16 protein-coding genes are annotated in these 22491 nt (G+C 70.1%); 11 read left to right on the forward strand and 5 right to left on the reverse strand.

The window, feature by feature from the left end:
- Positions 1-102 precede the first annotated feature (102 nt).
- Both sucC and sucD read left to right on the forward strand, forming a co-directional pair.
- A complete protein-coding gene (gene sucC, locus CEP17_RS12735; protein WP_036316339.1) occupies positions 103-1269 on the forward strand; it encodes an ADP-forming succinate--CoA ligase subunit beta in 1167 nt (388 codons plus the stop codon).
- 26 nt (positions 1270-1295) lie between these two features.
- Positions 1296-2198, forward strand: coding sequence for a succinate--CoA ligase subunit alpha (gene sucD / locus CEP17_RS12740; RefSeq protein ID WP_039414217.1), 903 nt, complete (start codon positions 1296-1298; stop codon positions 2196-2198).
- Between the two features lie 96 nt (positions 2199-2294).
- On the opposite strand, the gene CEP17_RS12745 is transcribed toward sucD, so the two are convergent.
- A complete protein-coding gene (locus CEP17_RS12745) occupies positions 2295-3749 on the reverse strand; it encodes an NCS2 family permease (protein ID WP_112932494.1) in 1455 nt (484 codons plus the stop codon).
- Between the two features lie 95 nt (positions 3750-3844).
- Here CEP17_RS12745 and CEP17_RS12750 point away from each other — a divergent pair, with 95 nt between their 5' ends.
- The 9 genes from CEP17_RS12750 (at position 3845) to CEP17_RS12790 (ending at position 17145) form a co-directional block, all read left to right on the forward strand.
- Complete coding sequence (locus tag CEP17_RS12750; RefSeq protein WP_112932495.1) at positions 3845-5101, forward strand: DUF6350 family protein; 1257 nt, start codon at positions 3845-3847, stop codon at positions 5099-5101.
- 4 nt (positions 5102-5105) lie between these two features.
- Positions 5106-5711 (forward strand): phosphoribosylglycinamide formyltransferase, encoded by a 606-nt coding sequence (purN, locus tag CEP17_RS12755; protein ID WP_036316345.1) that lies wholly within the window; start codon positions 5106-5108, stop codon positions 5709-5711.
- Positions 5712-5744: 33 nt separating this feature from the next.
- On the forward strand, positions 5745-7355 hold the full coding sequence (gene purH, locus CEP17_RS12760; protein ID WP_112932496.1) for a bifunctional phosphoribosylaminoimidazolecarboxamide formyltransferase/IMP cyclohydrolase: 1611 nt from the start codon (positions 5745-5747) through the stop codon (positions 7353-7355).
- A gap of 67 nt (positions 7356-7422) precedes the next feature.
- Positions 7423-9561 carry an adenylate/guanylate cyclase domain-containing protein gene (locus CEP17_RS12765; RefSeq protein WP_112932497.1) on the forward strand — a complete coding sequence of 713 codons (2139 nt, stop codon included), beginning with the start codon at positions 7423-7425 and terminating at the stop codon, positions 9559-9561.
- Positions 9558-10973 (forward strand): mechanosensitive ion channel family protein, encoded by a 1416-nt coding sequence (locus CEP17_RS12770; protein WP_112932498.1) that lies wholly within the window; start codon positions 9558-9560, stop codon positions 10971-10973. The genes CEP17_RS12765 and CEP17_RS12770 overlap by 4 nt, the downstream gene beginning before the upstream one ends.
- A gap of 102 nt (positions 10974-11075) precedes the next feature.
- Complete coding sequence (locus CEP17_RS12775; protein WP_112932499.1) at positions 11076-12608, forward strand: AlkA N-terminal domain-containing protein; 1533 nt, start codon at positions 11076-11078, stop codon at positions 12606-12608.
- Positions 12605-13099: a methylated-DNA--[protein]-cysteine S-methyltransferase gene (locus CEP17_RS12780; RefSeq protein ID WP_112932500.1), complete on the forward strand. Its 495-nt coding sequence runs from the start codon at positions 12605-12607 to the stop codon at positions 13097-13099. Before CEP17_RS12775 ends, CEP17_RS12780 begins: the two co-directional genes overlap by 4 nt.
- A gap of 366 nt (positions 13100-13465) precedes the next feature.
- Positions 13466-15331 (forward strand): ABC transporter ATP-binding protein, encoded by a 1866-nt coding sequence (locus CEP17_RS12785; protein ID WP_036315660.1) that lies wholly within the window; start codon positions 13466-13468, stop codon positions 15329-15331.
- Positions 15328-17145 carry an ABC transporter ATP-binding protein gene (locus CEP17_RS12790; RefSeq protein ID WP_112932501.1) on the forward strand — a complete coding sequence of 606 codons (1818 nt, stop codon included), beginning with the start codon at positions 15328-15330 and terminating at the stop codon, positions 17143-17145. Before CEP17_RS12785 ends, CEP17_RS12790 begins: the two co-directional genes overlap by 4 nt.
- Before the next feature lie 142 nt (positions 17146-17287).
- Here the strand turns inward: CEP17_RS12790 and CEP17_RS12795 are convergent, their stop codons facing one another.
- The 4 genes from CEP17_RS12795 to CEP17_RS12810 form a co-directional block, all read right to left on the reverse strand.
- The gene (locus tag CEP17_RS12795; protein ID WP_239498533.1) at positions 17288-18139 is read right to left on the reverse strand and encodes a DUF559 domain-containing protein; all 852 of its coding nucleotides are present in this window, start codon (positions 18137-18139) and stop codon (positions 17288-17290) included.
- Between the two features lie 211 nt (positions 18140-18350).
- Complete coding sequence (yicI, locus tag CEP17_RS12800) at positions 18351-20585, reverse strand: alpha-xylosidase (RefSeq protein WP_112932503.1); 2235 nt, start codon at positions 20583-20585, stop codon at positions 18351-18353.
- Positions 20585-21487, reverse strand: coding sequence for a carbohydrate ABC transporter permease (locus tag CEP17_RS12805; protein ID WP_112932504.1), 903 nt, complete (start codon positions 21485-21487; stop codon positions 20585-20587). The genes yicI and CEP17_RS12805 overlap by 1 nt, the downstream gene beginning before the upstream one ends.
- Entirely contained in the window at positions 21487-22449 is a 963-nt protein-coding gene (locus CEP17_RS12810; protein ID WP_112932505.1) for a sugar ABC transporter permease, read from the reverse strand. Before CEP17_RS12810 ends, CEP17_RS12805 begins: the two co-directional genes overlap by 1 nt.
- Between the last annotated feature and the right edge of the window lie 42 nt (positions 22450-22491).

The raw sequence follows: 22491 nt of genomic DNA on the forward strand, positions 1-22491 counted from the left end.
GGATCGGTCGATCTCTCGATATCGAGATTGTTTCGGCACTTTTGTTCCGATACCGAGAACCCTTCGGCACGACACCCACTGACGCCCAGCGAAGGATTGCACGTGGATCTGTACGAGTACCAGGCACGAGACCTGTTCGAGAAGTACGAGGTGCCGGTGCTCCCCGGCATCATCGCCGACACTCCTGAGGAGGCGAAGGCGGCGGCCGAGAAGCTCGGCGGCGTCGTGGTCGTCAAGGCTCAGGTCAAGACCGGGGGCCGCGGCAAGGCCGGCGGCGTCAAGGTCGCCAAGACTCCCGAAGACGCGTACGAGGCCGCGAAGGCCATCCTGGGCCTGGACATCAAGGGCCACGTCGTCAAGCGCGTCATGATCGCCGGCGGCGCCCAGATCGAGAAGGAGTTCTACTTCTCGGTGCTGCTGGACCGCGCCAACCGTTCGTACCTGAGCCTGTGCTCGGTCGAGGGCGGCATGGAGATCGAGCAGCTCGCCGTCGAGAAGCCCGAGGCGCTGGCCAAGGTCGAGGTCGACCCGCTGACCGGCATCGACACGGCCAAGGCGCTCGAGATCGCCAAGGCCGGTGGCTTCGACGACGAGCTGGCCCCCAAGGTCGCCGATGTGTTCGTCAAGCTCTACAACGTCTACACCGGTGAGGGCGCGACCCTCGTCGAGGTCAACCCCCTCATCCTGGATGCCGCGGGCAGCATCATCGCCCTCGACGGCAAGGTGTCGCTCGACGACAACGCCACCGAAGTGCGCCACCCCGAGCACGAGGAGCTCGAGGACAAGGACGCGGCCGACCCGCTCGAGGCGAAGGCGAAGGCGTCGGGCCTGAACTACGTCAAGCTCGACGGCCAGGTCGGCATCATCGGCAACGGCGCGGGCCTGGTCATGTCGACCCTCGACGTCGTCGCCTACGCCGGCGAGAACCACGGCGGTGTGAAGCCCGCCAACTTCCTCGACATCGGCGGCGGCGCCTCGGCCACCGTCATGGCGGCGGGCCTGGACGTCATCCTCGGTGACCCGCAGGTGAAGTCGGTGTTCGTCAACGTCTTCGGCGGCATCACCTCGTGCGTCGCCGTGGCGGAGGGCATCGTCAAGGCGCTCGAGATCCTGGGCGACACCGCCACCAAGCCGCTGGTCGTCCGCCTCGACGGCAACCAGGTCGAGGAGGGCCGCGCCATCCTCGCCGCCGCGAACAATCCGCTCGTGACCCTCGCCGCCGGTATGGACGAGGGCGCCGACAAGGCCGCCGAGCTGGCCAACGCCTGAGCCGACGAGAACAGGACTGCAGAGAAATGTCTATCTACCTCAACAAGGACTCCAAGGTCATCGTCCAGGGCATCACCGGCGGTGAGGGCACCAAGCACACCGCGCTGATGCTGAAGGCGGGCACCAACGTCGTCGGCGGCGTCAACGCGCGCAAGGCCGGCACGACGGTCTCTCACGTCGACAAGGACGGCAACCCGGTCGAGCTGCCGGTCTTCGCCTCGGTCGCCGAGGCCATCGCCGCGACCGGCGCGGACGTCTCGATCGCCTTCGTGCCGCCGGCGTTCACGAAGGACGCGATGGTCGAGGCCATCGACACCGAGATCCCGCTCCTGGTCGTCATCACCGAGGGCGTGCCCGTCGGCGACACCGCCGAGGCGTGGGCGTACGCGAAGAGCAAGGGCAACAAGACGCGCATCATCGGTCCGAACTGCCCCGGCATCATCACGCCCGGAGAGGCGCTCGTCGGCATCACGCCCGCGAACATCACCGGCAAGGGCCCCATCGGTCTCGTCTCGAAGTCGGGCACCCTGACGTACCAGATGATGTTCGAGCTGCGCGACCTCGGCTTCTCCACGGCCATCGGCATCGGCGGCGACCCCATCATCGGCACGACGCACATCGACGCGCTCGCCGCCTTCGAAGCCGACCCCGAGACCAAGGCGATCGTCATGATCGGCGAGATCGGCGGCGACGCCGAGGAGCGCGCGGCGGAGTTCATCAAGGCGAACGTCACCAAGCCGGTCGTCGGCTACGTGGCCGGCTTCACCGCCCCCGAGGGCAAGACGATGGGCCACGCCGGCGCGATCGTCTCCGGCTCGGCGGGCACAGCACAGGCCAAGAAGGAGGCCCTCGAGGCCGCCGGCGTCAAGGTCGGCAAGACCCCGTCCGAGACCGCCGCTCTCATGCGGGAGATCATCGAGACGCTCTGACGTCCGACGAGAGAGGGGGTGGATGCCGCGGCATCCACCCCCTCTCTCTGTCCCCGCCCCGTACGTAGCGGCTCGCGGGAGCGGGAGGGGAGGGGGTCAGCCTCCCAGGAGCATCTCGATCGGGCCGCGGGCGAAGTAGATGAGGAAGCCGGCGGCGACCACCCACAGCAGCGGGCTGATCTCCCTCGCCTTGCCGGAGAGCGAACGCACGACCACCCAGCTGATGAAGCCGGCGCCGATGCCGTTGGCGATCGAGTACGTCATCGGCATGACCGACACCGTCAGGAACACCGGCAGCAGCACGCTGAAGTCGCTGAGGTCGATGTGCTTGACCTGCGCCATCATCATGGCGCCGACGATCACGAGCGCCGCCGCGGCGACTTCGGTGGGAACGATCGAGGTGAGCGGTGTGAAGAACATCGCGAGCAGGAAGACCACGCCGGTCACGATGTTGGCCAGGCCCGTGCGGGCGCCCTCACCGATGCCGGAGCCCGATTCGATGAACACGGTCGCCGACGATGAGGACGTCGCGCCTCCCACGACGGCGCCGACGCCCTCCACCACGAGGGCTGATTTGATGCGGGGGAAGTCGCCCTTCTCGTCGGCCAGACCCGCCTCCTTCGCGAGGCCGGTCATCGTGCCCATCGCGTCGAAGAAGTTGGAGAACACGAGCGTGAACACGAGCATGATCAGCGCGACGATGCCGACTTTGCCGATGTCGAAGCCGAAGTCGACGGCGCCGAGCAGGCTCAGGTCGGGGATGCTGACCGGAGAGCCGGTGAGCGCGGGGATCGTGAGCCCCCATCCGCCCGGGTGATCGGTCGCCGAGCCGAGGTGCCAGATGGCCTCCACGATCACCGACACGACGGTGCCGCCGACGAGGCCGATCAGCATGCCGCCTTTCACCTTGCGGGCGACGAGCACTCCGGTCACCAGCAGCGTCAGGACGAACATGAGCGTCGGGATCGACGCGACCGAGCCGCCGATGCCGAGGCCGACCGGCGGTGAGTTCGATCCGGTCGCGGTCACGAAGCCGGAGTTGACGAACCCGATGAAGGCGATGAAGAGGCCGATCGCGACGGTGATGGCGAGCTTCAGCTGCACCGGCACGGCGTCGAAGATGAGCTTGCGCAGCCCGGTCGCCGCCAGCAGCACGATGATGATGCCGTTGATCATCACGAGGGCCATCGCCTCGGGCCAGGTGACCTCGTGGATGACGCTGAAGGCGAGGAACGCGTTGATGCCGAGTCCCGCCGCGAAGGCGAACGGAAGCCGCGTCACCAGGCCGAAGAGGATCGTCATGACCCCGGCGGTCAGCGCCGTCGCCGCCCCCACGGCGGAGAACGCCAGCTCGTTGCCGGCGATGTCCGCCTTGCCCGACAGGATGATCGGGTTGAGGATGACGATGTACGCCATCGTGACGAAGGTGACCAATCCGCCGCGGATCTCGCCCCCGATCGTCGAGCCGCGACGGCTGATCTCGAAGAAGCGGTCGAGCGCCCCGAGCGGGGCGTCGGCGGAACGGGTGGCGGACGTGGGTGTAGCGGGCATGGATCCTCCATCCAGAACCGTAGTGGATGCCGTGGCGTCGGCGCCCCGCGCGCCCCGCGCCCGCTCATCACCCGGGTAGGTAGGGTCGAACCCGCATGAACCGCCTGCTCGTCCTCCTCCTCGCCGCCGCCGATGCCCTCATCGCGGCGGCCGTCGGTGTCGCCGTGGTCCTCGCGCCCCTCACCCTCTTCTGGGTGATGGCGCTGGGAGGCACCGCCGACTGGGCCGCGCTGTGGCCCGCGGCCGTGCGCATCTGGCAGCTCGGCCAGTTCGTCCCGCTGCACATCACGCTCGGGGACGACTACCTCGTCGCCGCCGGCATCGCGCCGCAGGCGGCGTCGTTCGTCGTCTCGCTGGCTCCGCTGGCGCTCGCCGTCTTCACGGCCCTGTTTGCGGCACGTTCGGGCGCCCGCGCGGCCCGCTCCGGGGCCTGGGCGGTGGGAGTGGCCGCCGGCACGCTCGTGACGCTGCTGATCGCCGCCGGGCTCTGGGCGACCTCACGCACTCCCGTCGCCGCCGTCTACGGGTGGCAGGCGCTGCTGCTTCCCGCCGCGGTCTTCGGCATCCCCGCCCTGGTGGGCGCCGTCGTCGAGGCGTGGCGCAGCGGAGACGGCGGTCTCATCGACGCTCTTCGCGACCGGATCGACGGCGCAGATCCTCGGCGCGGCCACCCGTGGGTGGGCGCCGTCTCTGCCGCCGCCCGGGGAATCGCCGCCGCCGTCGCCGGCCTGGTCGGCGTCGGCGCGCTCGTCGTCGCGGCGGCCGCGGTGCTGCGCGGCGGGCAGATCGTCGCACTCTTCGAGGCGGCGCACGTCGATGTGCTCGGCGGTGCCGTGCTCTCCCTCGGACAGCTGGTGTACCTGCCGACCCTCATCGTCTGGGGCGCTTCCTTCGCCGCCGGGCCGGGTTTCGCGATCGGCGCCGGCACCGCGGTGTCGCCGGCCGGCACGACTCTCGGGGTCCTTCCCGGCATCCCCGCTCTCGGCCTCATCCCCGATAACCCCTCACCGTGGCTGTTCGCACTCGTACTGGCGATCGTCGCGGTGGGTCTCCTCGCCGGCGCGATCGCCCGCACCCGCCTCGCGTCCGCCGGTGAGATGGATGCCGCGGCGACGTCGACCACGGCGGTGCGCCTCGTCGTCTTCGGCGCGATCGTCGTGCTCGCCGCCGCGGCCGCGGCGCTGCTCGCGGTCTGCGCGTCGGGCGCGGTCGGGCCGGGCCGCCTGGGCGCGGTCGGTCCGGCGCCCGGTCCGTTCGCGTTCTGCGTCGGCGTCGAACTGGCCGTCGGCGCCGCGATCGCGCTGTTCTCTCCGGCGCGCACCAGAGAGCCCGCCGCTGCGCCGGTAGACTGACCGGGTGCTGACGGTCGCCGTTCTCATCTCGGGCACCGGCTCCAATCTCCGAGCCCTCCTCGAGGCCGCCGCCGACCCCGATTTCCCTGCCCGCATCGTCGTCGTCGGCGCGGACCGCCAGGCAGACGGCTTCGCCCATGCCGAAGCGTTCGGCATCCCGACCTTCCTCGTGCCGTTCCGCGAGTTCGAGACCCGCGAGCAGTGGGGCGAGGAGCTCGACCGTCAGCTGCGGGTGTGGAATCCCGACCTCGTGGTGCTGAGCGGTCTCATGCGCCTGCTCCCGGCATCGGTCGTCGACGCCTGGGCGCCCCGCATCATCAACACCCACCCCGCCTATCTGCCCGAGTTCCCCGGCGCGCACGGCGTTCGCGACGCGCTCGCCGCCGGTGCGACCCAGACCGGGGCGAGTGTCATCGTCGTCGACAACGGTGTGGACTCCGGGCCGATCCTGGCCCAGGAGCGCGTCGCCGTGCTGTCCGACGACACCGAGCAGAGCCTGCACGAGCGCATCAAGCCGGTCGAACGGCGCCTGCTCATCGATGTCGTGCGCGCGGTGGCGTCCGGAGAGCTCGAGCTGTCCGCCGCCGCTTCCGACGCACCCGCGTCCTGAAGACCCGATCCACCTCGAACACTGGAGCCCCGCATGGCCGGTCCTGCCGTCGATCCCGCCCTCTACCGATCCCGTGACCTCGTGCCCGTGCGCCGGGCCCTCATCTCCGTGAGCGACAAGACCGACCTACTGCCGCTCGCTCAGGCCCTGGATGCCGCGGGCGTCGAGATCGTGTCGACCGGCGGGTCCGCGGCGCTGTTGCGCGACGCCGGCCTCGCCGTCAAGGACGTCGCCGAGATCACCGGCTTTCCGGAGTCGCTGGGCGGGCGCGTGAAGACGCTGCATCCCAGCGTGCACGCGGGACTGCTGGCCGACCTCCGGCTCGAAGACCACGAGACCCAGCTCGATGCCCTCGGCATCCTGCCCTTCGAGCTCGTGGTGGTGAACCTCTATCCGTTCGTCGAGACCGTGGCCTCCGGCGCGGTGGGAGACGCGGTCGTGGAACAGATCGACATCGGCGGGCCGGCCATGGTGCGCGCCTCGGCCAAGAACTTCGCGAACGTCGCAATCGCCGTCTCGCCCGAGTCCTACCCCGCGATCATCGAGGCGCTCGGTGCCGGGGGCACCTCTCTGGCCCAGCGCCGCGAGCTCGCCGCCCGCGCCTTCGCGCACACGGCCGCCTACGACCGCGCCGTCGCCACCTGGTTCGCGGAGGAGACCCTCGAGGCGGAGGGCGATCTGCCCCAGCACCTGACGATCAAGGCCGAGCGGCTGAGCACGCTGCGCTACGGCGAGAACTCGCACCAGCGCGCTGCGATCTACACGCGCGCCGGCGCGCACGGCATCGCGCAGGCCGCGCAGATCCAGGGCAAGGAGATGTCGTACAACAACTACGTCGACGCCGACGCGGCCCTGCGTGCAGCCTTCGACATGGTCAAGCCGGCGGTGGCGATCATCAAGCACGCCAACCCGTGCGGCATCGCGGTCGCAGCGCCCAACGCGCTCGACCCCATCGCCTCGGCGCACCTGCGCGCGCACGAGTGCGACCCCGTCTCGGCGTTCGGCGGCGTGATCGCGGCCAACCGCACGGTCACCCTGAAGATGGCGGAGAACCTCCGCGACATCTTCACCGAGGTCATCGTCGCCCCCGACTTCGAGCCGGAGGCACTGGAAGTCTTCGCCCTGAAGAAGAACCTGCGTGTGCTCCGCCTTCCCGCCGACTGGCGGCAGGAGCCGATGGACGTGCGGCTGCTGTCCGGCGGGCTGCTGCTGCAGGACGCCGACCGCTTCCCCGACGACATCGAGTCTGTCGCCAAGAACTGGGAGCTCGTCTCCGGTGAGCGTCCGGACAGCCCCGAGGAGATGGAGAACCTCATCTTCGCGTGGAAGGCCTGCCGCGCCGTCAAGTCCAACGCGATCGTGCTCGCCCAGGGGCTTGCGACCGTCGGCATCGGCATGGGACAGGTCAACCGTGTCGACTCGTGCCGCCTGGCCGTCGAGCGCGCGGGCGAGCGCGCCGCCGGTTCGGTGGCCGCATCCGACGCGTTCTTCCCCTTCGCCGACGGCCCGCAGGTGTTGATCGACGCCGGCATCCGCACGATCGTCCAGCCCGGAGGATCAGTGCGCGATCAGGAGGTCATCGACGCGGCACGCGCCGCCGGAGTGACGATGTTCTTCACCGGAGAGCGCCACTTCTTCCACTGAGAGGGTCTGCGGCATCCGGCGGACGACCGGCCCCGATAGAGTGAGCGCACTTGGGGAAGGGAAGCGGATGTCGGGTGCGAACGAGGGCACGGCGGGCAGCGTCCAGACGAGGCCGCGCTGGCGGTTGAGCATCCAATCGCGGCTGCTCGTGATGCTCTTGGCCGTCGGCATCGTCTCGGCGGGTGTGGTCGGCACGATCGGCTACGTCAGCGGACAGGAGTCGCTGCGCGACGCGATCGTCGACAAACTGACCGCCGCGCGCGAGCTGCGCACGGGCGAGGTGTCCGCGCTGGTCGGCGAGATCCAGCGCGAAGCCTCGCTCGCCACCGACAACTCCAGCGCACGCGAGGCCTCGGTCGCCTTGAACGCGGGGTGGGACGCGCTCGCCGGCGCGACGCTGTCTCCCGCTCAGAACTCCGCGCTGGAGGGGTTCTACCGCGACGAGTTCCTGCCGAAGCTCGAGAAGCAGACCGGGGAACGGTACGCCGACCGTGCGTTCGTGCCCGACAGTGCGGCGGGCGCGTACCTGCAGTACTGGTACACCCGGCAGAACGGGGGCAGCCCGGCATCCCTCACCCTGACCGATCCGGGTGATGGCAGCGCGTACAGCGCGGCTCACGCTGCGGCCCAGGGCTACTTCGCGAACCTGGTCGAGACCGTCGGCTACCAGGACGTGCTCGTCATGGACCTCGACGCCAACGTCGTCTTCAGCGCCTACAACACCCCGGCGCTCGGCACCAACCTCGACGACGGTCCCTTCCGCGACAGCAAGCTCGCCGACGGCTTCCGCTCGGCGATGACGACCAACTCGATCGACACCGTCGTGACGACCGACATGGAGACCTGGGCACCCTCGGCAGGGGCGGCGACCATGTGGGTCGTGTCGCCCATCGGCGACGCGGGCGGCATCACCGGGGCGATGGCGCTGCAGGTGCCGGTGTCGTGGATCAACGATGTGACGACCGGGTACGGGCAGTGGCAGGCGCAGGGTCTCGGCGACACCGGCGAGATCTACCTCGCCGGCACGGACGGGCTCATGCGGTCGAACTCGCGGCAGCTCATCGAAGACCCCGGCACCTACGCGCAGAGCGTCATCGACAACGGCACGACGGCGGCGGACGCCGACCGGATCGTGGCGGTGGGCGACAGTGCGATTCTGCAGAACGTCGACCAGGAGCCGGTCCGCCGCGCGCTGGCCGGCCAGTCCGGCACGATGACCTCGTCCCAGTACATCGGCAGCGAGAGCATCACGGCGTACGGCCCGGCCAACATCGAGGGCCTGGACTGGGTCGTGGTCGCGCGCATGGAGACGTCGGAGGCTTTCGCGCCGATCACCGATTTCACCCGCACGCTGCTGCTGTCGACCCTGGGGCTGGTGCTCGCGATCAGCGTGCTCTCGCTGCTGCTGTCGCAGGCGTTCACCGGGCCGATCCGCCGGCTGGCCGTGGCCGTGCGGCGGATCGCCGGGGGCGACTACAGCGTGCGCGTCGCAGCGGGCGGCTCCGACGAGATGGGCGAGCTGTCGCGTGATTTCAACGAGATGGCCGCCGGCCTGCAGATCAAGCAGGATCTCATCGACCGCCAGCGGGCGGAGAACGACCGGCTGCTGCGGACGCTCATGCCCGACAGTCTCGCCGCCCGCTATCGCGAGGGCGAGCAGACGATCGCGGAGCAGCACGAGGACGTGGCCGTCGTCTACGCCGAGCTGCTCGGCTTCGACGACTTCAGCCGCGCTCTCGACGGACAGCAGGAGACCCTCGCGCTCAACGAGCTCATGCGCGGCTTCGACGAGGCGGCGGAGCGCGCCGGGGTCGAGTCGGTGCGCACCCTGCGCGGCGGATACCTCGCCAGCTGCGGCCTCACGGTGCCACGCGTGGACAACGCCCGGCGTGCCGTCGACTTCGCACTGGGGATGCGCGCGCACGTGCAGCGCTTCAACGAGCGCACCGGCGCCGCGTTGGATCTGCGCGCGGGCGTGGACACGGGCGCGGTCACGAGCGGGCTGGTCGCCCGCGCGAGTCTCGCCTACGACCTGTGGGGCGACGCGGTCGATCTGGCCAGTCGCGTGCGACGGGCGGCGGATGCCGGGGGCGTCTACGTGAGCGATGCCGTGCACGATCGGGTGCACGGGCTCTGGGAGTTCACCGAGGTCGGCACCGTCGACGCCTCCGGCCACACGAGCACCGTCTGGCGGATCGACGCATGATGTCGGTGCTCGCAGAGGGGTGGGTCTGGTGGGTGGGGGCGCTCGCCATCGGCGTTCCCCTCGTCCTGGTGGTGCTCACGGAGATCATCGGCGCGCTCCGCCGCCGCCGCAGCCCGGCCGTCCGCCCTCTGCTGCTGCTGCGCAACGCGGTGGTTCCCGTTGCGGCACTGGTCGTGCTGCTCGCCTTCGCGACGCGGTCGGACCAGGACCTCGTCTGGGTGCGCATCGTCGGCACGGTGCTCGGGTTCCTGCTCATCCTGCTGGTGCTGAGCGGCGTCAACGTCGCCTTGTTCTCGACGGCGCGTGAGGGCACGTGGCGCGAGCGCGTGCCCACGATCTTCGTGGAGATCGTGCGGTTGCTGCTGGTCGTGGTGGGACTCGCCGTGCTGTTCCAGGTGGTCTGGAACGCCGACATCGAGGGGTTGGTCGCCACGCTCGGTGTGACGTCGATCATCATCGGTCTCGCCCTGCAGAACGCGGCCGGCGGCATCGTCTCGGGCCTGCTGGTGCTGTTCGAGCAGCCCTTCAAGCTCGGTGACTGGCTCGACACGGGCGATGCCGAGGGACGCATCGTCGAGGTCAACTGGCGTGCCGTGCACATCGACACCGGCTCAGGGCTGCAGGTGATTCCCAACGCGACCCTGGCGGGCGCGTCGTTCAGAAACCTCAGCCGGCCGGCGGGCCCGTTCGTCGTCTCGCTGCCGGTGGTGTTCGCGCCCAGTGATCCGCCGCACGAGGTGGCGACGCTCCTTCGCCAGGTGGCCGACGATCTGCCCATGCGTCTTCCCGAGTGCGCCTCCAGCGTCGAGTACGGTGGTGCGGGCGCGTATCAGGTCGGCATCCCCGTCGCCGCCCCCAGCCAGTCGGGCGAGACGACGGCAGCCTTCCTCGGACGCCTCTGGTACGCCGCGCGGCGTCGAGGCCTGTCTCTGGACAAGATCGCGCCGGACGTCGCCGGCGATCGTGAGCAGCGCGAGGTCGTGCTCGATCGGGTGGCGCGGGCGCTCCATCTCGACGGCGAGCTGCGCGCCACCGCGCAGGAACTGTGCCGTGTCGAGCAGTACGCGGTCGGCGAGTACCTCGATCGCGCGGGTGTCGTCCCCTCCGCCGTCGGCTACCTGGTCGACGGCGCGGCCCGCCTCTCCGTGCCCACGGTGCGCGGCGACGTCGCCTGCGGGGATCTGCGTGACGGCGAGTTCGTCGGAAGCGCCGCCGTCACGCGTGAGCCGTCGCTGCTCACCGCCGTGGCCGTGGTGCCCTCGACGGTGCTCGTGATTCCGGTCGCCGTGGTCGCGCAGATCATCCGCGCCCATCCGGTGTTCGCGACCGAGCTCGGCGCCGACCTCGAACTTCGACGGGGTCAAGCGGCGCGAGTGCTCGACACCCCCTCTCCGTCCCTCGCGCGCGACTGATCGCCGAGGGCACCGCGGCATCCACGGGCACGGTCGGATGCCGCGCGCTGCCGTGTCCGAATTCCGCGAGCGTGCGCCGCGCAGCCGTGTCAGGCTGGACACATGCCACACGTCGACGCCACCGCCGCGATGACGTTCGACGAGCGCTACCGCGCCATCGACGCGCGCGACGTGCGCTTCGACGGCCAGTTCGTCACGGCCGTCCGTTCGACCGGCATCTACTGCCGACCCAGCTGCCCCGCGCGCACCCCGAAGCCTTCCAACGTCACCTTCTACCCCACGTCGGCGGCGGCGCACGAGGCGGGCTACCGCGCCTGCAAGCGGTGCCTGCCGGAAGCCGCACCCGGCTCTCCCGCGTGGGACCTGCGCGGTGACATCGCCGGGCGCGCGATGCGGCTCATCGCGGACGGCATCGTCGAGCGCGAAGGCGTTCCCGGGCTCGCCCGTCGCCTCGGCTACTCCACCCGCCATCTGACGCGTCTGCTCACCGCAGAGCTCGGCGCGGGGCCCCTCGCCCTCGCCCGTGCCCAGCGGGCGCACACCGCGCGGATGCTCCTCGTCTCCACCGACCTGCCGGCCGCCGACGTCGCCTTCTCGGCCGGATTCGCCAGCGTCCGCCAGTTCAACGACACGGTCCGTGAGGTATTCGGCCTCACTCCGGGCGAGCTGCGTGCCCGCCGGCCGGCGGCGGCGCGCGCGATGAGCGCCCCGGCCGCCGGGACGATCGATCTCGTCCTGCCCTACCGTGCGCCCTTCGACGCCGCCGGGTTGTTCGCCTGGATGCGTGCCCGCGCGGTCGAGGGCGTCGAAGACGCCGGTGCCGACTCCTTCGCCCGCGTCCTGCGTCTGCCCGGTGGTCCGGTGTGGTTCGCGATCCGGCTCGACGGGCCGGGGAAGCTGCGGCTGAACGCGCGCCTGACCCATCTCGGCGATCTCCCCGTGCTCGTCAGCCGGGTGCGGCGCCTGTTCGACCTCGACGCCGACCCGACGGCGGTGGATGCCGCGTTGTCGGCGCACCCTGCCCTCGCGCCGCTGGTCACGGCGGTCGGCGGCATCCGCGTGCCCGGCGCCGCCGACCCGCACGAGATGCTCATCCGCGCGATGATCGGTCAGCAGATCACGGTCGCCGCAGCACGTACGGCCCTGACCGCCCTGACCGACGCGCTGGGGGAGCGCGTGGCATCGCACGACGGCCTGGACCGCCTGTTCCCCACGATGGCCGCCATCGCCGCGCACGGCGCCGAGGTGCTGCGCGGCCCTGCCGCGCGCATCCGTGCGGTCACCGGCGCGGCCGCGGCGCTCGCCTCCGGCGAGCTCGACCTGGGGCCGGGCGATGACAGTCTCGCGCAGCGCGCGGCTCTGCTGGCGCTGCCGGGTATCGGCCCCTGGACCGCCGACTACGTGCGCATGCGCGTGCTGGGCGACCCCGACATCACGCTGCCCGGCGACGTCGCCGTCCGCGCGGGAGCGGCAGCCGCCGGCATCCCCGCCGATCCGCGCGGGTACGAGGCCTGGGCCGTCCGCACCGCGCCGTGGCGCAGCTACCTCACCGCTCACCTCTGGCGCGCCGCGCCGTCCACCGTGTCCCGCGCGCCCCGCGGGCACACCGCACCCCGCGAACGGAGCCCCCGATGACCGCGACGATCCAGACGATCCCCACCCCCGACGGACCCTTCACCCTGCTCGTCGACGATCACGCTCGGGTGCTGGCAAGCGGATGGAGTGCCGATCCCGCGGCCATCGTCGGACGCATCGCTCTGGCGCCCGCGGACATCCGTGAAGGCGACACGGATGCCGCGTCCGCCGTGCACGCCTACTACGCGGGTGACCTGACGGCGATCGACACGGTCGCCGTCGCCCAGACCGGCACCGCGATGCAGCTCGAGGGCTGGGTGACGCTGCGACGCATCGCTGCGGGACATCCCCTCACGTACGCCGAGTTCGCCACGGCGCTGGGCCGGCCCGCGGCCGTGCGGGCCGCGGCATCCATCTGCGCTCGAAACGCCCCGGCGCTGTTCGTGCCGTGCCATCGCGTGCTGCGCACCGGCGGCGCCCTCGGCGGATTCGCCTGGGGGCTCGAGGTCAAGCGCGCCCTGCTCGCGCGGGAGTCGGTCGCGCGCGCCTGACGCGCCACGGTGAAAAAACCCTTGCCCCGCGCGAAGTCAGCGGCATAGGCTGGAGGGCTGTCGCGCCCGTGTGAGAAACCGCGTGGGTCGCAGTCCCCGTTCACCGACTCCTTGGAGGAAGCCATGTCCACGGCCATCGTCATCACGAAGCCCGCCTTCCTCCGTCCGTCGAACGCCGCCCCGGCCGCGTTCGAGGCCGCCGGAATCGGTTGGGGATAACGCGCCGCGCGTCCTCCTTCGGCGGCATCGTCCCGCCGCGCGTTACCTCCGACAGGGCCTCTTCGTCCTGCCGCGCCTTCGTGCGCCCACCCGTCACCTCCGCCGGCCGCGTGACCCCGGCATCCGTTCCACCCCTCCGCAAGGATCATGACCTCCTCCTCAACGCCCTCCGAGCTCACCCCTCCCGTCGAGCGCCTGTCGACGGTGCGCGCGCTCGCGCGTCTCTACCCCTTCGCCCGATCCGTCCTGCCCCGGCTCGTGCTGGGCGCCGTCAGCGCGCTCGTGGCGAGCCTGCTCGCTCTGTCTATCCCGCTCGTGCTCGAAGTGCTCGTGCAGGGCCCGATCGCCGCGGGCGCCAGCGCCGCGGGCGATCGCAGCCAGCTCGTGTGGGGCGCCGCGCTCATCCTCGTGCTCGGGCTTCTCGAAGCCGTCATGGTGTGGCTGCGGCGCTGGTTCGTGCTCGCACCGTCGACCAAGGTCGAATACGACCTGCGCACGAGCTTCTACGAGCGCCTCCAGCGCCTGCCGGTCGCCTTCCACGACCGCTGGCAGTCGGGCCAGCTGCTCTCGCGCATGATGCAGGACATCAGCATGCTGCGACGCTGGATGGCCTTCGGCATCGTGCTGCTCGTCGTCAACCTGCTGACGATCCTCGTCGGCATGGCGCTGCTGTTCCGCTGGCACTGGGCGCTCGGCGTCACCTTCCTGATCGTCTGCGCACCGCTCTGGTACGCCGGCTATCGGTTCGAGAAGACGTACGGCACGCTCGCGCGCCAGAGCCAGGACCAGGCCGGCGACCTCGCGACCAGCGTGGAGGAGAGCGTCCACGGCATCCGTGTGCTGAAGGCGTTCGGGCGCGGAAAGCACGCCCTGCTCAAGTTCACCCGTCAAGCCGAGACGCTCCGCGAGACCGAGCTGAGCAAGGCGCGCGCCGTCGGCTGGATCTGGTTCTGGCTCGTGCTGCTGCCCGAGATCGCGTTCGCCCTGTGTCTCGGTGTCGGCATCGTGCTGCAGCAGCTCGGCCAGCTCGGCATCGCCGAGCTCGTCGCGTTCTTCGCGATGGCCACCGTGCTGCGCTGGCCGATGGAGTCCATCGGCTTCCTCTTCTCGTTCCTGCTGGATGCCCGCACCGCCAGCGACCGCATCTTCGAGGTGTTCGACGAACAGAACACGATCACCGATCCCGCAGCGCCCGTCGCGCTGGGCAGCTCGCGCGGTGCACTCGCGTTCGAGGGTGTGCACTTCCGCTATCAGGATGCCGGGGATGGCGAACGGGATCTGCTCGACGGCATCGATCTGACGCTCGTCCCGGGCGAGACGATGGCGCTCGTCGGGCTCACCGGATCGGGAAAGACGACCCTGACCACTCTGCCCGCACGTCTGTACGACGTCACCGCCGGGCGGGTGACGATCGATGGCGTGGACGTGCGCGACCTCACTCTGAAAGAGCTGCGCACCCACGTCGGCATGGCCTTCGAGGATTCGACGCTGTTCTCCCAGACGGTGCGCGAGAACGTGCTGCTCGGTCGCGAAGACCTGGTGCCGGGCAGCGCGCAGGCCGAGGGCGTGCTGCGTGAAGCGCTCGCCGTCGCACAGGCCGGCTTCGTCGACGACCTGCCCGACGGGGTCGACACGATCATCGGCGAAGAGGGGCTCTCGCTCTCGGGCGGCCAGCGCCAGCGTCTGGCGCTGGCGCGCGCGGTCGCGGCGCGCCCCGCCGTGCTCGTGCTCGACGACCCGCTGTCGGCGCTCGACGTCGACACCGAGGCGCTCGTGGAGGATGCCCTGCGCGAGGTGATGGCCGACACGACGACCCTCGTGATCGCGCACCGGCCCTCGACCGTCACGCTCGCCGACCGGGTGGCGCTGCTCGAAGAGGGACGCATCACCGCCGTCGGCACCCACGCCGAGCTGCTGCGCACCAGCGAGCACTACCGGCACGTCATCTCGAGCCTCGAGGATGCCGAAGCAGAAGAGAACGCCCGCCTGCGGGAGACGGAGGTAAACCTGTGAGCACGGCATCCGTCGCCGGAACCACCGGTGAAGATCGCTCGGACTACACGCGCGACGAATCGCGCGCCATCCGCCAGCGTTCGCTGCGACTGCTGGGATCGCTCGTCGATCCGCTGCGGTGGCAGCTCGTGCTGGCCCTCGTCGTGCTCGTGGTCTCCACCGCGCTGCGCGTGGCCGGCCCTGCCCTGATCGCCTACGGACTGAACACCGCGTTGCCGCAGGCGATGCAGGACGCCGACTGGATGCCGACCATCGTCATCGTCGCCGTGTACCTCATCGCCGGCGTCGGCGGTGCCGCGCTCATCGGCTGGTACGCGGTGGTCGCCGCGCGCCTGACGCAGGCCGTCATGCTCGATCTGCGCACCCGGATCTTCCTGCACACGCAGCGACTCAGTCTCGAGTTCCACGAGTCGTACACCTCGGGGCGCATCATCTCGCGTCAGACGAGCGACCTCGACTCCATCCGCGAGCTGCTCGACGGGGGCCTGAACGAGCTCGTCTCCGGCGTGCTCTACGGGGCGTTCACCCTGATCGCGCTGCTGCTGCTGGACTGGCAGTCGGGCGTCATCCTCGCGATCGCCGGCATTCCGCTGTACCTGCTGATGCGCTGGTTCTACCGCAACTCGCAGCGCGCATACCGTGAGTCGCGGGTGGTCAGCGCCAAGGTCATCGTCAAGTTCGTCGAGACGATGACCGGCATCCGCGCCGTCAAGGCATTCCGCAAGGAGCCGCGCAACGACGAGGAGTTCGGTGACCTGTCGGGTCAGTACCGCGACGTCAACATGCGCTCGCTGCGTCTGTTCGGCACCTTCGAGCCGGGGATGATGGCGGTCTCGGCCTTCGCCGTGGCCGGTGTGCTGCTGTGGGGCGGGCTGCGTGTGGTCGACGGTGCGCTGCTGGTGGGAACGCTGCTCGCCGCCGTGCTGTACGTCCGCAACTTCTTCTCGCCCCTCCAGGAAGTCGCGATGTTCCTGAACTCGTACCAGTCGGCGACCGCCGCGCTGGAGAAGGTCTCGGGTGTGCTCGAGGAGCGGCCCACCGTGCCCGACCCGGCACGCCCGGTCGACCTGTGGAAGGCCGCGGGGCACGTCGAGTTCCGGGACGTCGTCTTCGGCTACTCCGACGAGCGCACGATTCTGCCGCACTTCTCGCTCGACATCCCCGCCGGTCAGACCATCGCCCTGGTGGGAACGACCGGGGCCGGCAAGTCGACGCTCGCCAAGCTCGTGTCACGGTTCTACGACCCGTCGCGAGGCGCCGTGACACTCGATGGCGTCGATCTGCGGGAGCTGCACCCCAAGGACCTCCGCCGCGCCATCGTGATGGTCACGCAGGAGGCGTACCTGTTCAGCGGCACGGTCGCCGACAACATCGCGCTCGGAAAGCCCAACGCGACGTTCGAGGAGATCCGCGCGGCTGCCCGTGCCGTCGGCGCGGACACCTTCATCGAGCGGCTGCCGGACGGGTACGACACCGACGTGAACAAGCGTGGCGGTCGCGTGTCGGCGGGACAGCGCCAGCTGATCTCCTTCGCCCGCGCCTTCCTCGCCGACCCCGCCGTTCTCATCCTCGATGAGGCGACGGCGTCGCTGGACATCCCCAGCGAGCGGCAGATCCAGGCGGCGCTGCAGACGCTGCTCGCCGACCGCACCGCGATCATCATCGCGCACCGGCTGTCGACCGTGTCGATCGCCGACCGCGTGCTGGTGATGGAGCACGGTCGCATCATCGAGGACGACACCCCCGCCAGCCTCATCGCCGGAACGGGCAAGTTCGCGCAGCTGCACAGTGCGTGGAAGCAGTCGCTCGTCTGACGCCGCCGCGGGCCTTCCCCGCTCGCAGATTCGGAGATGAGCAAGAGAATCGGATGCCGCGGCGCGCGGCATCCGATTCTGGTGACGTGCTCCGATTCTGGTGCGGGCTGGTGCGGGCTGGGCTGGAAGGGGCGCGGCTGCGTCAGCGCGCGAGGTGGAGGCACTGCGCGATCGCGCGGAGGATCGCCGCCTCGACGCGCGGCCACTGGTGCACGACCTCGGCGTACGTGAACCGGAGCACCGTGTAGCCGTGGGCGATCAGTTCCCGATCGTGGTGCAGGTCGCGGCCGCGGTCGGCGGCAGAGGAGTGGAAGGCGTAGCCGTCGAGCTGCGTGACGAGACGGTCTCCGATGAGGCCGTCGACGCGGTGTCCGAGCAGCAGCACCTGTTGGCGCACGGGCAGCCCGAACGCGCGGATCCGTGAGACGAACAGCGTCTCGATGCCCGAGTCGCTGAGGCCCGTGAGGTCGCCGGCCAGCCGCCGCGCGGCGGGCGTGTTCCAGCGGTAGCGCTGCAGCACCGCCAGCGGCAGCCGCTCGAGTCGCACCGCCGACTCCCACACGACCAGCGCGTCCTCGTACGACAGGCATCCGGCGATGTGCGCGAGGGCATCGGGGACCGACTCGACGAGGGCGTGTGGGTGCGCCGGCACCATCGGTGCATCCCAGTGGAAGACCGGCGGGGCGATGTCACCGCTCGGCGGCGGCCGATGCGCGTGAGCGCGGACGTGCAGATGCGGCCGACCGGTCGTGCCCGGCGGCATCCACCATCCCCGGTGCTGCGCCGCGGAGGCGCAGGCCAGCCGCGCGCTCACCTCGGCGGCGTGCACCAACGCGTCCGGGGCCGCGGACGTCGCGACCCAGTAGCGGCGCACGCGGCGGACCTCCCCGGCCGAGATCGCCGCCCGCAACGTGGCGGGGCGGATGCCGACATCGAGTACCGCCTGCCGATGCACGATGCCGCCACCCGCCTCCACCAACTCCCGGATCCCCACACGTCGAGTCTGCGTCCGCCCGCGCCGCCGAGGCCGGGCACCCCTCTGGAGTGGGGACAACTCGCCCGCACCCGCCGCAGGGGAGGAGCCTGCGTCTCATGAACAGACGCGGAGGGTGTGAACGGATGCGGATGCCGCAGCGCGCGGCATCCGCATCCGTTGCTCATCTCCGCATCCGGTGAGGCGACGACGACCGCGGCCGCGGCAGCGGTCAGTCGGACGGCGTGTCGAGATCGACCTCGAAGACCTCGCTGCGCCCGTCCGGCGTCGTCACGACCACCTCACGGGTGCCGGAGCCGCCGGGGAACACCCGCAGCTCGAGGCCCTCGAGGTAGTCGTAGTCGGGACGGTCGTGGCGGGCGCCCCACGGCAGCACCGCGCCGGGGCGCACGTACAGCGGCAGCGAATCGAAGCCGTGCGTCTCACGACGCCACCGTCCGCCCTCGACGTGCTCGCCGCTCAGCAGCGACGTCCACTCTCCGTCCGGCAGGTAGAACTCCGCCTCTCCGCTCGCGGACATCACCGGCGCGACCAGCAGCGACGGGCCGAGCATGTACTGCCGATCCAGGTAGGCGACGGCCGGGTCGTCCGGGAACTCCAGGGCCATCGGACGCAGCAGGGGGATGCCGGTGCGCGCGGCATCGACGCCGAGCTGATGCAGATAGGGCATGAGTCTCATCTTCAGGTGCGTGAAGCGGCGGGTCACCTCCACCGCCTCCTCGTCGAAGGCCCAGGGCACGCGGTAGGAGTCCGACCCGTGGAAGCGGGAGTGCGAACTGAGCAGCCCGAATGCCGTCCAGCGCTTGAACACCGCGGCATCCGGAGTCCCCTCGAAGCCGCCGATGTCGTGACTCCAGTAGGCGAACCCGCTCATGGCGAGGGACAGGCCGCCGCGCAGTGTCTCGGCCATCGAGGTGAAGGTCGAGGTCGAGTCGCCGCCCCAGTGCACCGGCATGCTCTGGCCGCCCGCGGTCGCCGACCGGGCGAACAGCACGGCGTCGCCCTCGCCGCGGTCCGTGACCAGCACGTCATGGACGGCGCGGTTGTACAGCTCCGTGTAGAGGTTGTGCATGCGCTGCGGGTCGCTGCCGTCGGCCCACACGACGTCGGTGGGGATGCGTTCGCCGAAGTCGGTCTTGAAGCAGTCGACGCCCTGGGCGGTCAGCCCGCGCAGCTTCTCCTGGTACCACGCCGTCGCGTCGGGATTCGTGAAGTCGACCAGACCCATCCCCGCCTGCCACAGATCCCATTGCCAGATGGAGCCGTCAGCGCGCCGCACGAGGTACCCGGCATCCGCCGCCTCGCGAAACAGCGGCGAGCGCTGTGCGATGTACGGGTTGATCCAGACGCACACGCGCAGGTCGCGCTCATGCAGTCTCGCGAGCATCCCGTCGGGATCGGGGAACACGCGCGCATCCCACTCGAAGTCGCACCAGTTGAACTCGCGCATCCAGAAGCAGTCGAAGTGGAACACCGACACCGGCAGCTCTCGGGCCGCCATCTCGTCGATGAACGAGGTGATCGTGGCTTCGTCGTAGGCGGTCGTGAAGCTCGTCGACAGCCACAGACCATACGACCAGGCGGGCACCACGGGCGGGCGTCCCGTCAGCGCCGTGTAGCGGCGCAGCACATCGGCCGGGGTGGGGCCGGCGATGACGAAGTACTCCAGCACCTCGCCGGGTACGGAGAACTGCACGCGCTCGACGGCTTCCGAGCCGACCTCGAACGAGACATGTCCCGGATCGTTCACCAGCACGCCGTAGCCGCGGTTGGTCAGGTAGAACGGCACGTTCTTGTACGCCTGCTCGCTCGAGGTGCCGCCGTCCGCGTTCCAGATGTCGACGGTCTGTCCGTTCTTGACCAGCGGGCCGAAGCGCTCGCCGAGGCCGTAGACGAGCTCGCCGACGCCGAGATCGAGCTGCTCGTGCACGTACGCGGGCGCTGCGCTGGCGCGCTGTCCGGCGCGGGCGGTGCCGACGATGCCGGCGTCGACCTGCGCGTCGGCCGCCACGCGCAGGTAGCCCTGCGACTTGTGGCCACTGCCGGTGACCCGGCGTCCGTCGACCTCGAAGGCGAGATCCCAGGGGGCACCCGCGGCGACCCGCGCCGTGAGCAGGCCGGCGCGAACCGTGCCGCCGCTCGGGGTGATCTCGACGCCGTCGGCCGAGCCTCCCGCGCCGGGAAGCGCGAAGCCGCCGTGCCAGGGGGCGCCGGTGTGGTGCGCGATCCGTACGCGGATGACGCCGTCGGCGGGGGAGGAGAGGGTCGTGGTCAGCACGGGCCGGTTGAGCACGTCGCCGCGTCGTGCGATGACGGCCGTGGGGGCGGTGACCATCAGGCCGGGACCGTCGGCGGTGTCGGGGATCTGCCAGATGTCGTACGCCTCCTGTGCGTACAGGGCGGCGACACCGGGTCGCAGCTGCCAGAACCCGTCGGTGAACTTCATTACTTGACTGCTCCTGCCGTGATGCCCCGGGTGAGGGTGCGCTGGAAGATGAGGAAGAAGATGAGCGTCGGGATGATGCCCAGCAGCGCCGACGCGCTGGTCGTGGTGACATCCATGAGGCGGTCACCCTGCAGGACGCTGATGGCCACCGGCACCGTCTGGTTCGCGTTCGACGCGAGGAACGTCAGCGGAATGAGGAACTCGTTCCACGTCCAGATGAAGAAGAAGATGAGCAGCACCGAGAGTGTCGGGCGGCTGATCGGGAAGACCACGCGCCAGAGGATCTTCCAGCGTCCGGCTCCGTCCAGGGATGCCGCCTCCAGCACTTCCTTGGGGAACGTGCCGTACACCGACGACAACAGGTAGGTGCCGAACGCGGCCTGCACGACGGTGAAGACGATGATCACCGACCACACGTTGTCGTAGAGGCCGACCGATTTGAACATGTAGTACAGCGGGTACAGCAGCGCCTCCTGCGGCAGCAGGTTCGCGAGCAGGAACAGCAGCACGATCCAGGTGCGTCCGCGTACGCGCCCGATGCCGATCGCGAAGGCGTTGAGCATCGAGATCAGCACGGCCAGCACGGCGACGATGCCCGAGATGAACACCGAGTTCCACACCTTCTGCGGAAAGTTGACGCGCTCCCAGAACGTGGTGATGCCGGTGAAGTCGAGGGCCTGCGGCAGAGCGAGTGGGCCGGAGGTGGCGTAGTCGGTGGGAGATTTGAACGAGTTCACCAGGACGAGGTAGAAGGGCGCGATCACGAGGAGCGCGCCGACGATGACGAGGGCGAGCAGGAGCCAGTCGACTCCGCGCTTGGTCACCATGCCGCCGCGCCCGCGTCGCCCGGAGGGCGCGCGGCGGGGGCGCGCCGTCGTGGTGAGTACGGTTCCGGCAGCCATCACAGGCCCGCCCTTTCTTTGCGTTCGAGAGAGTTCTGCACGCGGATGAACACGATCGACACGATGACGACGAGGATCGTGAGCACGGTGGCGATCGTCGCGCCGTAGCCGACGTCGCGCTTCGTGAAGAACTCCTGGTAGGCGTAGTACGAGGGAACGAGGGTCGCTCCGGCGGGTCCCCCGCGGGTGATGACGTAGACCGGGCCGAACACCTTGAGAGCGGCGATCGTGCAGGTGAGGGTCACGACGAAGATCTCCGGACGGATGATGCTGACCGTGATCGAGGCGAACCGCTGGAACCAGTTGGCTCCGTCGAGTTCCGCCGCCTCGTACAGCTCCGGATCGACGCGCTGCAGTGCCGCCATGAAGACCACCACCGGGTACCCGATCTGCACCCAGACCAGCACCACCATGAGCACGAGCAGGGCGGAGGGCATCTGTCCCAGCCAGTCGTAGGGGGCGATGCCGATGCCGCCGAGCAGCTGATTGAGGGCGCCGTCGCTGCCGGGGCGCACGATCCAGCCGATCACGATGCCGGCCACGGCGACCGGGAGGATCTGCGGAAGGTAGTAGGTCGCCCGCAGGAAGCTGCCGACGCGGCCGACGAACTTGCGTCCGACGACGTCGAACAGGAGAGCGGCGATGAGAAGGCCCACGATCGTGGGCACGATCACCATCGCGATGACCATCCACACCGAGTTGAGGAACGACGTCCAGAAGGCCTCGTCGCCCACGAGCTTGATCCAGTTGGCGGCCCCGATGAACGTGGGTGCGCGCACCCCCTTCCAGCTGGTGAAGGTGAGATAGACGTTCCAGACGAGGGGGACGATGACGATGATCAGCAGCAGGAGGAAGCCCGGCAGCAGGTAGAGCCAGTAGGCTCCGCGCCCACGCCCGCGTTGCGGGATGGCGGGTTCATCGTCGATGACGCGGGTGCGGCGAGCACGTGCGGTGAGCGACATGGGGATGCTTTCCGTTCGGTGGTGGGGGCGGCCGTCAGCCGC

The organism is Microbacterium sp. PM5 (genome assembly GCF_003293595.1).
Taxonomy (GTDB): domain Bacteria; phylum Actinomycetota; class Actinomycetes; order Actinomycetales; family Microbacteriaceae; genus Microbacterium.